Genomic DNA, 12,251 nt, shown 5'->3' on the forward strand with positions numbered 1-12,251 from the left:
GTGGATAATTATTTCGTGAGAAGACGCTCTGAGACGGCCGGTACTTAGGGATTGTTTTTTAATCCCTTAGTATCCGCTGCCAGTCGAAGGCAGCGAGAGCGTGTCTTTGATGAAATACTTATCCAACACACGTGGTCCTCGCATTTTCCCACTATCGCAGCATTACATATGCATGTCACACTCCGCCTGCTCGTAGTCGATCAGTTTTGTGATGGTCGGGTGATCACCACATACCGGGCAGTCATGGTTCTTAGGAAGTTTGATCGTACGGAAAGTCATTGTCAGTGCATCGTAAGTAAGAAGTCTGCCTGTCAGGAGATCTCCTTTTCCGATGATGTATTTCACTGCTTCCATTGCCTGAAGGCTTCCGATGACTCCGCCCATGGCTCCGATGACTCCGGCCTGCTTACAGGTCGGCACGGCATCCTTCGGCGGCGGATCTTTAAATACGCATCTGTAACATGGTCCTTCTCCCGGCACATACGTCATAAGCTGACCTTTGAAACGAATGATTCCTGCATGGGAGAATGGCTTCTGTGCCATGACACATGCATCATTGATCAGGAACTTTGCCGGAAAATTATCTGTTCCATCGATGATGAAATCATAATCCCTGATGATGTCCATGATATTTTCGGATGTGATGAACTTACGGTATGTATTAACTTTGACATCCGGGTTGATTGCCTGCATCGTTTCTTTTGCAGATTTTACTTTCGCCTTACCAAGGTCTGCCGTTGTATGGATGACCTGTCTCTGAAGATTGGAAAGATCTACTTCATCGGCATCTGCAATTCCGATGGTTCCAACTCCGGCTGCTGCCAGGTACATGGCTGCCGGTGCTCCGAGTCCGCCGGCTCCAATGATCAGTACACTGGAATTCAGGAGCTTTTTCTGTCCCTTTGCGCCAACTTCTTTGAGAATGATGTGACGGGAATAGCGCTCTAACTGCTCGTTTGTAAATGCCATTATCTTGCGCCTCCTCCCATGAAGTACAGAAATTCAACTTCGTCACCAGCTTTGACTTCTGTAGATTCGAAAGCACCACTTTCTACAAATTCGTCATTGATTGTTACGGTAACATACTGCGGTGTCTCTACATCTTCTTTTTCAATCAGTTCCTTTACGGTAAGTCCTTCCGGGTATTCCTTCTTTTCTCCTGCAACCTTTATAAACATATCTCTTTTCTCCTTTTATACTCAAACAAACTCTTCAAACAGCTCTTCTATTTCTTCCTGTTCTTTCAGCCCTACAGTCTTTCCTTTTGCTTCTCCGTTTACGAAGCAGATCACTGTCGGAACTGACATGACTTTGTATTTCTCAGCCAATTCTCTGTCATAGTTTACATTTACCTTGTAGATATAAATATCATCTTCATTCTCGTCTTCAATGTCACCCAGAATTCCTGCCATCTGTTTGCACGGGATGCAGCTGTCAGAATAGAAATCCACAAGAACCGGCTTGTCTGCTTTTAATACTTTTTCTTCAAAGTTCTCTGCATTGATTCTCAGTGCCATATCATTCATCCTCTACTTTCTTAACAATCAATGTGAATGTATCATCCCCGTTGTCGGTAAGTTTCAGAATCTGATGTCCTTCTTCTTTGATGCTTCGCGGTACATTCTGTACCGGTTCTCCGTTATTCATACGGACTGCAAGAATCTGTCCGTCGTCCAGTTCCTCAAGCGCAACCTTTGCTTTTACAAATGTCACCGGGCAAACAACATCTGTAATATCTACAGTATCATCAATCTTATAATCAGCCATCGTAAGCTCCTTTCAGTACTTCGTACAGTTTTTCTTCTCCAACTCTGTCAATTGTAAATTTGAATCTCTCTCCTGCATTTGCATGATCTGCAAAGAACTGGATTGCTGCATCTGTCACACGGAAAAGCTGTTCTTCGGATGTTATCAGCGGAAGAAATTCTCTTCCTTTACTGATATGGTTTCCAAAAGTGCCGCCAAATGATACAAGAAATGCTTCATTTACGTCCCATGCATCAACCGGGCAGGATTTTGCGCAGCGTCCACAGTAATTACATTTCTGAGTGTCGATCACAAGCTTGCCATCCCGGAAAGTAATTGCTTCTTCCCTGCAGGCTTTTTCACAGACACCGCAGTGAATACAGGTATCTTCTTTCCAGCTGATCTGTGCAGCTCCCTTGATTCCTACATCGTTTTCTTCTGCTTTGAGACAGTTGTTCTGACATCCCGTTACGCCAAATTTGAATTTATGCGGAAGTTCACGTCCGAAATATCTTTCATTCAATTTAACCGCTATATCGTAACTGTTGATATTTCCACTCGGACAGACTGTATTTCCCTGACATGCTGTTACTGTCCGAACTCTCGGTCCGCAGACACCCGGGCGGCATCCGCCTTTGGCAAGATCTGCTGTCACATCATCAATATCATCTAATTTAATAAAAGGAATCTCCACACCCTGTCTGGATGTCAGGTGTACATATCCATCCCCGTACTTCTCTGCAACCTCTGCAATTTTTTTGAGATTTTCAGCGGTAAGTGCACCGCCGACGCAGGCAAGTCTCAGAGAAAAATTGTTTTTCTGTTTCTGGCGCATAAAGCCGCCTTTTTTTAATGTTGCGTAATCAACTTTCGCCATTTTCGTCCTCTCCTTTTATTACTCTTCTGAAATCTTCTTTTAAATCTTCAATATCTTCTATTCCTACACTGATTCGAATCATATCATCGTATACACCGGAAAGTTCTTTTTCTTCCTGTGTCAGATGTGCCGCAATTGTGCTGGATGGATGTATCGCAAGTGTTTTCGTATCTCCTATGTTTGATACAAGCCATGGGATCCTCAGTTCATTCAGGATTCGAAAAGCACGTTCTCTGCTTCCTGTTCTTAATGTAATGATTGCTCCGTATCCACCATGTAACTGTTTTGCCGCAATCTCATGATATGGATGTTCTGAAAGACCGGGATAGGAAACAGTAATTCCATGACCAAGTTCTTTCAAAAACTCCGCCAGCTCCATGGCGTTACTACAGTGGCGATGCATTCGAAGTCCCAGTGTCTCAAGCCCAAGTGTATTCAAAAATGCATTCTGCGGTGCCAGACAGGCTCCTATACTTCGAAATAAACCGTTTCGCCGTACAGCCCTGCCGCTGCAACTACATGATCACCGCTTCGCAGGATATTCATGAGAGCCATAGTCAGTGCCGCCATTCCCGATGCACAGGCCACACTTCCTACTCCACCCTCAAGCTTCGTCATTCGTTTCTCAAAAGCTTCAACTGTTGGATTGTTGATTCTTGTATATGAATATCCGGCACGTTTATTTGCAAAAATCTTTTCGAGTTCCTCTGCTGTATCATGACGGAATGCACTGGACTGGTAGACCGGAACCTGTGTCGCACCAAAAGGATTTGTCTCCTCTGTCCCATGAAGCAAAGTTGTATTAAAACCGTATTCTTTCATTCCTGTGCTCCTTTATGTCCTTTTCTATGTGTTGGTATTACCATACGCCTATAAACATACCATGTAAATAGGTGTTGTATGTTTTTTCCAATTTTTTCCTTCATATGGATATAACAAATGAAAAACACATTTCCAGAACAGAAAAAAGCAGGATCAACTTCATCCATCGACAAATCTGTCCTGCTTTGTTTCTTTTATGAACTTATTATGCACATTGTAATATCTGCTGCAGTTTCAGATTATATAATCTCCTACATCTGATTTCTGCTCAAGCAGATCTTCCAGTGTAATTCCGTCAAAATATTCATTAATCAGTTTATAGAATTCTTCCCACATCTGTAAGGTCTTGCAGGATGATGCCCTTTCACACTGATTCGGGTGATCATCAAGACATGCTACCGGTGCCATTGAACCTTCTGTAATTCTTAAAATACTGCCGATCGTATATTCTGCCGGAGTTTTGGCCAGACGATATCCGCCACCTTTTCCGCGTAATGCCTTTACAAACTTCTGTTTACTCAGTACAGATACAATGGATTCCAGATACTTTTCGGAAATTTCCTGTCTTTTCGCAATGTCCATTAACGGAATGTATTCTCCATTGTTATGCTCTGCAAGATCCAGCATAACACGAAGTGCATAACGTCCTCTTGTTGATATTTTCATGTAAACCCCTCCATATACCTATCATACTACAAGGTTTTAGGGAAAACAAGTAATATTGTCAGATTACCAGATAATCTTCTTTTGCCGAGCTGTTTTCCAGCGTATAGACTTTGTTTTCTTTTATAACAAAAAGACGCTGTACAAACACATCTACTGTTTCCCCTGTATGTACAAGTGGCTCATCCAGTCCTCTTCGCGCACTTAACCGTACATCTCCGACTTTCAGTCCCAGTTCAAAATAGCTTCCGCGGAAAGCAACCCGCTCCACTATCGCTTTCGATGCAGAACTTTTGTATTTCTGCACCTCATTTTTTCTTGTTACTTTGACAAATTCCGGACGGACGATCGCGTGGTCTGCTCCGTCAACATCTTCAAAATAATTGAAGATATGATAATCTTTCACAATTGCTGCCTGTCCAAAGAAAGAAGCACTGAAAGCTGTCTCCGGACTCTGGTATACTTCCACCGGACTTCCTTTCTGCTCAATGTGTCCTCTGTTTGTAATAATGATCTCATCTGCAACTTCAATTGCTTCATCCTGATCATGTGTGACAAAAATACTGGTAATACCGAGTTTTTCGATCATATCTTTCAGCCATGTCCGAAGTTCCTGTCGGATTTTAGCGTCAATAGCGGCAAACGGCTCATCCAGAAGCAATAATTGCGGATTCGGCGCCAGTGCCCTTGCAAAAGCAACTCTCTGTCTCTGTCCACCGGAAAGCTGGCTCGGATATCTTTTTTCAAGTCCTTTCAGGCCGATCAGTTCAATCAGCTCGGTTACTCTTTTTTTGATACAGGTTTTGTCAGCCTTCTGTACTTTCAGGCCAAATGCAATATTATCATATACTGTCATATAGCGGAACAACGCATAACTCTGGAATACAAAACCAATGCCTCTCTCGCTGGCCGGAATGTCATTGACTACTCTTCCATCTATGATGATCTCACCGCTGTCCGGCTGTTCCAATCCGGTGATCATGCGCAGGATCGTTGTTTTTCCGCTTCCGCTCGGTCCTAAAAGTTCGATCAGTTTTCCCTTTTCACATCTCCCTGTCCGTTCTCTGCAAAGGAGGTCGTTGCACTTCTTGCACCGGAATCCAGAACGAGAACATTCTGATATAACTTTTTGATAAAGTTTTCCATCTGTTCTTCATTTCTGTTATACTGTTTCTGCGCATATGCCCATGCCGCAAGGTAGTTCCAGCGCGCACCTCCGGAAGTTTTTGGATTTGGTGTAATGACATCCACATCATCCCGGATCAGGTCATTCCAGTCCTGAATATTTTTCGGATTGCCTTTTCTTACAAGAAATACAATTGTCGATGTATAAGGTGCACTGTCATCTGGAAATTCTTCTTTCCATCTGTCCCGAATCATTCCGGAATTTTCAATTGCATCAATATCATATTCAAGGGCGAGTGTCACAACATCTGCCTGGAGTCCGTTGATCACTTCCAGAGCCTGTTTGCCGGAACCTCCGTGTGACTGGATGACATCGACATCCTGTCCTGTTTTTTCTTTCCAGTGTTCTTTAAAGATTTTGTTATAGGATTCATTCAGTTCTCTTGTCGGATCATACGAAACATTAATAATATGTATATTCGTTCCTGCCCCGGCATCATAGGAACAGACGCCCGCAAAAGCGGCGATTCCGAGCACTGCTGCCAGACAGAGGTTTCGAAATTTCTTTTTCTTCATTTGTGTCACTCCCTGTTGATTGTTTTTATAACATATGCAAATAATATGTTTTACATTAATGGCATTATATACCAATAAACATATCTTTTAATATGTTTATAAGAAAACGTTTACACAAACTTGAATTTATATAATTATTCCTCTAACTTTCCCCATTTTATAGGCTTTCCCGCCTGTCCATTAGTGAAATGATATGTAGTTTCCCTTATTTTTGCCCTTATGAGATAATTACAAGGGAAATAAGGGAATTTCTTTAATCATTGCCTACCACTTTATCAAGAAGCCTAACCGATTTTCGTTTAGCATCTCTTGTGGAGTGAGCATAGACATTCATTGTGGTACTGACATCTGAGTGTCCTAACAATTCCTGCACATCTTTTGGGGCTGCTCCATTTGCTAAAAGGTTGCTTGTATAGGTGTGACGTAACTGGTGGAAATGAAAGCCTTCAAATCCCTCTAATGTTTTTGCCACCTTTCTGCAAACAGTTCCCAAAGTAGTTGGAAGTTCCAGACAACCATCCGGTCTTAAACAGACGAAAGAAATTTCTTTATAATCTGCCGGGACTTCCTCTGTTCTGTCTAAGCAATAATACTCGTAGTACACTCTGTTTTTCTCTTTGACCTCTTTGTAGTAGTTCGTGTGATAAAGTTCTCCATACTGCATTCGATTTTTTAACTGCTCTTTCCGGGCATTACGGAAAATCTCTACCAGCGTATCTCCAAAATCAACAATCCTCACTTTTTTCCGCTTGGTTGGTCCGATGATATATTTGCGTTTTGAGCCATCATATCGGATGCTGCGTCTTATGGTAATCGGAACTGATGAAATGCTTCGTGCGTGTAAGTATATCATAACTCCGGTTGTCTTACTATACCGATTCGGAATCTTCGTATAAGACTTCTGATAAAAGATTTGCAAGCCTTTGTTCTGCTGTTTTTTGTTTCTTGGAATAGAGCCTTACAATGTCTGCCATCTCATTAAAAGCATTGATGGTAGGAGTGATTTCCCTTAAGAACATAATCTCATTATATTCCTCATTCGATTCAAACCCTATTGTTTTGGCAATATCCGTCTGACCAGCATTCCCCTTGAAATTTTTGCAGGCGAACTGGAAGGAATCCAAAAACAGACCATATTGTTTTAACATCAACAGTAATAAATCTTTTGAAAAAGCATCTTCTTCTTTGGTAAGGGCAAGCGGTAACTGTTCCAGAATATCTCCCATCGCATCACGAATCTGTAACTCTCTCTTATCCGTAATGTCGGTTTCATATTCATCTGTTTCCCCTTTGAGCCATTCCACAGATACATGGAGTGCTTCCGAAAGACCTTCCAGCACCATTTTTTTCGTATTGTCAATCGAACCATTCTCATAACGCAGGATTGTAGAAGCGGTAACCCCCATCTTTTCTGCGACATAAGGCTGTGTCAGATTCAATTCCAGACGGCGCTGTTTTACTCTGCTGCCTATCAGCTTGCGTAGTTCTTTATCTTTCATGCTGACTGCCTCCTTTTTCGGTATGTATGAATTATAGCATTGTTTTTCCAAAATTGCAATATGCAATATAAAAATTATTTTTAATATTTCGTAACGCTTGACAAAAAGATTTGGAAAGGATATACTTACATCACAAGAATTGCATAATGCAATTTATAAGGAGGTGATTATATGACGCAAAGAAAAATTGCATTATCCATCGAAGAAGCTGCTGACTATACGGGAATCGGCAGAAATACCTTAAGACAGCTTGTAGAATGGAAGAAACTTCCAGTATTAAAGGTTGGTCGCAAAGTCCTGATTAAAACCGATATTCTGGAAATGTTTATGGAAGCGAATGAAGGTCGTGATTTGAGGGATAGAGGAAATGTAAAAGCCGTAACAAGAACTGCGGCAAATTAAAAAGGCGGCTTCCAAAGAAACCGCCAAAGGTTCTATCAGACCGAAGCCATGATATACCTACACGCAAGAAGATTATACCATGTGCTTTTTCTGATACGCAACCGAGAACTTATGTTTGCAAAAGAAAGGGGAATGTAATCATGGCAAAATCAACAAAAAGTTATGAAGAACGAATGCTTGAAATGGAAAAGAAGGAACAGGAAAGCCTTGAAAAGGCGAAAAGATATGCAGCACAGAAGAAAGAACTTCTGAAACGAAAGAAAGCCGAAGAAAGTAAAAAACGAACCCATAGGCTCTGTCAGATTGGCGGTGCAGTGGAATCCGTTCTTGGTGCACCTATTGAGGAGGAAGACATCCCAAAGCTGATTGGTTTTCTGAAAAGGCAGGAAGCCAATGGGAAATTTTTCTCAAAGGCAATGCAGAAAGAAACAAATACCGATATGGAGGAAGTGTAATGGCGGATGGGATGAGTTTTTCATTCCCTTCATTGCTTTTTCATGAAGGGCGCACTTATGGACAACCAGAGGTCGTCCCAATAAGTTTGCCACAAGTGGCAACCGGTCTGCGCTCACGCTTGCCGGGCTCGTTCCGTCGGCGGGGCTTTCAGCCAGACCTGTTCATGCCGCAGGAGGCACTCTTCGCCAGAGGGGCGCATTCCATGCAGACTGCTATGCGCAGGGCACTCTTACGCAGAGGGCGTTCCGGCAATGCTGCTTTTTCTAAAACTGAAAGCAATGTTGCCGGAAATCTATGCCGGATGTGCAGAAAGGAGGAATCCAGACATGGCGATTTTTCATTACACAATCAAAATAGTCGGACGAAGTAAAGGAAAATCTGTTATCTCCGCTTCTGCATATCTCAATGGGGATGTGATGAAAAACGAAGAAACCGGGAGTATCAGTTATTACACTTCTAAAAAAGAAGTGATCTACACCAGTCTGATGATGTGCGAAAACGCACCTTCTGAATGGCAGATAGTACCAGAGGAAAATATAAAACGCTTTCAAAAGTCTGTCCGATACAAAAGGTCAGAAGATAAAGAAGCTGCTATAAAAAAATTTAAAATCACATTTCAAAAACAGAGGTTATGGAATGAGGTATTGAAGATTGAAAAAAGTGCGGATGCCCAACTTGGCAGGTCATTTGAATTTGCCCTTCCAAAAGAATGGAGCAGACAAGAACAGATTCAATATACAGCCGACTATATCAAAAAAACATTTGTGGATAAAGGAATGTGCGCTGATTGGAGTATCCACGACAAAGGGGATGGCAATCCTCATGTCCATCTGCTTCTGACTATGCGCCCTTTTAACCCGGATCATTCTTGGGGAAAGAAAGAAGTCAAGGATTGGGAATTTGTCAGAGATAAAAACGGAAATATCGTGATTGATGAATCCCACCCGGACTGGTGGCAGGATAAGAAAAACCCTGACCGTCATGGAATCCGTATCCCTGTATTAGACGAAAACGGAATCCAGAAGATTGGTGCAAGAAACCGCTTGCAATGGAAACGGGTGCTGACCGATGCTACTGGATGGAACAATCCAAAAAACTGTGAACTATGGCGGAGTGAATGGGCAAAGGTATGTAATGAACATCTGCCTTTGCAGAATCAGGTCGATCACCGTTCTTATGAAAAACAGGGAAAACTCCAGATTCCTACCATCCATGAAGGCGCTGACGCAAGAAAGATTGAACAAAAGTTTCTTGCCGGGCAGGAAATAAAAGGTTCGTGGAAAGTAGCGGAAAATCAAATCATAAAACAGCAAAACACGTTATTGCAAAAGATACTGGACACCTTTGGGAAAGTATCGGGTGCATTATCATTATGGAAGGAGCGATTAAATGACATTAGAAGAAAGCCGGGAAATTATACCCTTAATGGAATCCATGATTGGGCAAATCGAAGAACAGCAGACCTTAATGGCAGAAATGATTCTGGAAATGCAGAACCGGGACACCCAACTCTCTCTTATGCAGGAACAGAATCAGAAATTGCAAAAATTAAACAGCGAGTTATCCGGGCTGCTCAACATTTTGCCAAATACCGAGGAACTGCTTTCCAAGATGGAAGAACAGAAAACGAAGATAGAACTTTTGGAAAACGAAAATCAGCAATGGCAGAAATTGGCACAGAAGCTGAACAGCGAAAACAGTTTATTACTGAAACAGAACACCGAATTGCTGAACTGGAACAGCAGATAGAGAAAGGACGTGATATAGATGAACGAATCCAGAGAATTAAAGAACGCCGAACAGTTGGAAGAGCTTCTGCTCCTGACCGAGGAGATACAAGAAGAACTGGAACAGAAAGACCAGCTTATCGTGGAACTGAAGACGCAGCTCAACGAATCTCTGATCTTGAACGAGAAATTAAACAAAGAGAACAGAGCCGGGAATATTCAAGCATTAAAGAACGACTTGAAGCTGGCAGACAGAGCATTGCGGAACGAGAAAGAGAAGCTGCGAAGCGCAAACGTCATGATCGGGGAATATCAAAATAAAATACGCTGTTTAACACAACAACGGGATTATGCCCGGACACATCAGAAAATCGTAGAGATACCGGTAGAAAAGCCGGTACTCTATGAAAAATGTGAATCCTGTGACCGGACAGCCTATCAGAATGAAAAAGCGAAATACGGAACACAAAAAGAGCGACTTGCCGGACAGTATAAAGCAAAAACGGTAATGTTCCAAACAACCTTGTTCCTTCTTGCATGGTATTCGCTGACAACTACTCTTTTTCAGGCAGTACAGTCCGATGTGTTCCTTTCCGATTGTAAATCATTCTTCCATGATGCAGCGTCATTCCTACAAACTTTTATCGGTTGGACAATTGATGCCGGGCAATCTGTGGCACAGATTAGCACAAAAATTCCAAATCCTTTTATAGCCGGAATGGTATATTGGTTATTTCTGATATTGGTTGTCGGAATATGTGTGGCAGGGACAGGGATACTGGCGATACTGATAGAAATAAAGGTTATAGAATTATATAAGAAAAACTGTTGGGATGTTATTACTCTACTGATGATACTGACAAGTACTGCTGTCATCATTTATTTTGGAGAAGCAATTAAAAAAGCACTTTCCGTAAATCTTCTATTGCTTTTCGTACTTTCTCAGGGAGTATATCTTGGAATCAGATGTTATTTGAAAAATCGGTTAGGTACCAAGCAATATTGGTGAAAACATGCTAAAAAACGTATAATAGCAGGGGATAAAACATCGTCCCCTACTATTATATAAACAGCGAAGTTTTACCCATCTCTCTCTTTTGAAAGATTCGCTACTTGTGGAACCGAGATATAAGGTTTCGCCTGTGTTCTTTGGTGTATCACTACCACATTTCTCTGTACCGATGTAATCTTTCTGCATACGGAAGCAAGAGATACAATATTCCTTATTTTAAAACATAATTACAATTCCTGTTTGACAAGAACGATCATCATAGAAGGATTGTATTTGTCCCCACTCATAATAATATTCGACGCCTGTCATACTCTTTTTACTGGGAGTACCTAAGCATTTCCTTAAAAACCTATTATTTTCTTCTTGCAACTTTTCTAAGACTGTACCATTCATTGTCTCATATTTCGTAGAATACTTTTTGTCTGCTCGAACCAATTCAATCTTTTTTACTTTTCCATGTCTTCCATAGATTGTAACATAAAACTTCTTATAAATCCATTTTAAAGGTTTCTTAGAAATCAATATTGTATAAGAATACTCTGTTTGAGCAATCTTAAAATCAATTTCTTTAAATAGGGAAATACTTCCTTTGGGAGTAATTTTATATCCCCCTATTTTTAACATATCTTCCTTTAGCTCATCCTTTATTTGGATAATCTCCATACTTACTATAAAAACAACATAGCCTTCACACACTACAACGGTAACTATTTTTGCCCATAGCACATCTGGAACAAACATGTTCCAAGCTATAACAGGAAGCAAAGCTACTCCTACCGCAGTCACCAGTAGAAGCACCCTCCAAATATAATTTTTCTTTCTTTTTCCTTCATTAGTTAAATTTTCATCATAATAAAGATGACCTGGGGCTTCGAATGAGTTTAATAGAAATTCCTTTAAAAATGACACCAGAACCGCTCCCCAAGAAGATTTCTTTTGTTCCTTCATATTACCCAATCTCCTCTGCTATATGATTATTTTTCATTCTATTTTTTACTTAACTTATACATTAGCAAGATTTTTAGTTATTCTTCTAACAATATTTTTATCCCCGCTTTTTCTGCTTTATGCGAAAAGTCAACAGCAAATCCCCATCCCATCTCTGCAAATTGCCATTTCTTCGTTTTTTTGTAATTTTATAGATTTCAACTGTAGACACTTTATTTAATTCAGGATATAACTTCTTAAGTGTAAGTATTTGTTTATTTCTGCTTATTTTTTCATTCCATATAATTGTTAATTTAACCTGTTTTCTTTCAAAAAAACCCACCTTACATAAATCTGCATAGCAGGCTTCTGGTATTGATATATCATTGTTTTTTAACATTTTTCTCCTTTATTTAATT

General features: G+C 40.9%; 17 protein-coding genes and 2 pseudogenes. 5 read left to right on the forward strand and 14 right to left on the reverse strand.

Annotation, left to right across the window (positions count from 1 at the left end):
- Positions 1-162 precede the first annotated feature (162 nt).
- The 12 genes and pseudogenes from H8Z79_RS05720 to H8Z79_RS05770 form a co-directional block, all read right to left on the reverse strand.
- Positions 163-969: a HesA/MoeB/ThiF family protein gene (locus tag H8Z79_RS05720; protein WP_015542537.1), complete on the reverse strand. Its 807-nt coding sequence runs from the start codon at positions 967-969 to the stop codon at positions 163-165.
- The gene (gene thiS / locus H8Z79_RS05725) at positions 969-1,178 is read right to left on the reverse strand and encodes a sulfur carrier protein ThiS (RefSeq protein WP_015542536.1); all 210 of its coding nucleotides are present in this window, start codon (positions 1,176-1,178) and stop codon (positions 969-971) included. Before thiS ends, H8Z79_RS05720 begins: the two co-directional genes overlap by 1 nt.
- Positions 1,179-1,199: 21 nt before the next feature.
- The gene (gene trxA / locus H8Z79_RS05730; protein WP_118039652.1) at positions 1,200-1,517 is read right to left on the reverse strand and encodes a thioredoxin; all 318 of its coding nucleotides are present in this window, start codon (positions 1,515-1,517) and stop codon (positions 1,200-1,202) included.
- Position 1,518: 1 nt separating this feature from the next.
- The gene (locus H8Z79_RS05735; protein WP_015542534.1) at positions 1,519-1,767 is read right to left on the reverse strand and encodes a sulfurtransferase TusA family protein; all 249 of its coding nucleotides are present in this window, start codon (positions 1,765-1,767) and stop codon (positions 1,519-1,521) included.
- The gene (locus H8Z79_RS05740) at positions 1,760-2,623 is read right to left on the reverse strand and encodes a 4Fe-4S binding protein (protein WP_015542533.1); all 864 of its coding nucleotides are present in this window, start codon (positions 2,621-2,623) and stop codon (positions 1,760-1,762) included. The genes H8Z79_RS05735 and H8Z79_RS05740 overlap by 8 nt, the downstream gene beginning before the upstream one ends.
- Entirely contained in the window at positions 2,610-3,062 is a 453-nt protein-coding gene (locus H8Z79_RS17245; RefSeq protein WP_330607529.1) for a PLP-dependent transferase, read from the reverse strand. The genes H8Z79_RS05740 and H8Z79_RS17245 overlap by 14 nt, the downstream gene beginning before the upstream one ends.
- Positions 3,063-3,091: 29 nt before the next feature.
- On the reverse strand, positions 3,092-3,445 hold the full coding sequence (locus tag H8Z79_RS17250) for a PLP-dependent transferase (RefSeq protein ID WP_015542532.1): 354 nt from the start codon (positions 3,443-3,445) through the stop codon (positions 3,092-3,094).
- A gap of 234 nt (positions 3,446-3,679) precedes the next feature.
- A complete protein-coding gene (locus H8Z79_RS05750; protein WP_015542530.1) occupies positions 3,680-4,111 on the reverse strand; it encodes an RrF2 family transcriptional regulator in 432 nt (143 codons plus the stop codon).
- Positions 4,112-4,169: 58 nt separating this feature from the next.
- Positions 4,170-5,231, reverse strand: coding sequence for a sulfate/molybdate ABC transporter ATP-binding protein (locus H8Z79_RS05755; RefSeq protein WP_330607531.1), 1,062 nt, complete (start codon positions 5,229-5,231; stop codon positions 4,170-4,172).
- Positions 5,153-5,809, reverse strand: a pseudogene (locus H8Z79_RS05760) (sulfate ABC transporter substrate-binding protein); the annotation flags it as partial. The pseudogene H8Z79_RS05760 and the gene H8Z79_RS05755, both read right to left, overlap by 79 nt.
- A gap of 253 nt (positions 5,810-6,062) precedes the next feature.
- Positions 6,063-6,623: pseudogene (locus H8Z79_RS05765) on the reverse strand (tyrosine-type recombinase/integrase); the annotation flags it as partial.
- Positions 6,624-6,678: 55 nt separating this feature from the next.
- Complete coding sequence (locus H8Z79_RS05770) at positions 6,679-7,308, reverse strand: helix-turn-helix domain-containing protein (protein ID WP_118039650.1); 630 nt, start codon at positions 7,306-7,308, stop codon at positions 6,679-6,681.
- Positions 7,309-7,479: 171 nt separating this feature from the next.
- Between H8Z79_RS05770 and H8Z79_RS05775 the strand changes: the two genes are divergently transcribed.
- The 5 genes from H8Z79_RS05775 (at position 7,480) to H8Z79_RS05795 (ending at position 10,902) form a co-directional block, all read left to right on the forward strand.
- On the forward strand, positions 7,480-7,710 hold the full coding sequence (locus tag H8Z79_RS05775) for a helix-turn-helix domain-containing protein (RefSeq protein WP_004843519.1): 231 nt from the start codon (positions 7,480-7,482) through the stop codon (positions 7,708-7,710).
- 140 nt (positions 7,711-7,850) lie between these two features.
- Entirely contained in the window at positions 7,851-8,165 is a 315-nt protein-coding gene (locus H8Z79_RS05780; protein ID WP_118039649.1) for a relaxasome subunit MobC, read from the forward strand.
- Positions 8,165-8,536 (forward strand): hypothetical protein, encoded by a 372-nt coding sequence (locus H8Z79_RS05785; protein WP_187002740.1) that lies wholly within the window; start codon positions 8,165-8,167, stop codon positions 8,534-8,536. Before H8Z79_RS05780 ends, H8Z79_RS05785 begins: the two co-directional genes overlap by 1 nt.
- A complete protein-coding gene (locus H8Z79_RS05790; RefSeq protein WP_118039647.1) occupies positions 8,493-10,214 on the forward strand; it encodes a MobA/MobL family protein in 1,722 nt (573 codons plus the stop codon). Before H8Z79_RS05785 ends, H8Z79_RS05790 begins: the two co-directional genes overlap by 44 nt.
- Entirely contained in the window at positions 10,192-10,902 is a 711-nt protein-coding gene (locus tag H8Z79_RS05795) for a DUF6040 family protein (protein ID WP_008369915.1), read from the forward strand. Before H8Z79_RS05790 ends, H8Z79_RS05795 begins: the two co-directional genes overlap by 23 nt.
- 219 nt (positions 10,903-11,121) lie before the next feature.
- Here the strand turns inward: H8Z79_RS05795 and H8Z79_RS05805 are convergent, their stop codons facing one another.
- Together H8Z79_RS05805 and H8Z79_RS05810 are read right to left on the reverse strand one after the other, a co-directional pair.
- A complete protein-coding gene (locus H8Z79_RS05805; RefSeq protein ID WP_118039646.1) occupies positions 11,122-11,853 on the reverse strand; it encodes a hypothetical protein in 732 nt (243 codons plus the stop codon).
- Between the two features lie 97 nt (positions 11,854-11,950).
- Positions 11,951-12,232, reverse strand: a complete 282-nt coding sequence (locus H8Z79_RS05810; RefSeq protein WP_005334771.1) for a hypothetical protein — start codon at positions 12,230-12,232, stop codon at positions 11,951-11,953.
- Positions 12,233-12,251: the final 19 nt, after the last annotated feature.

This window comes from Blautia intestinalis, from assembly GCF_014297355.1.
Classification (GTDB): Bacteria; Bacillota; Clostridia; order Lachnospirales; family Lachnospiraceae; genus Blautia_A; species Blautia_A intestinalis.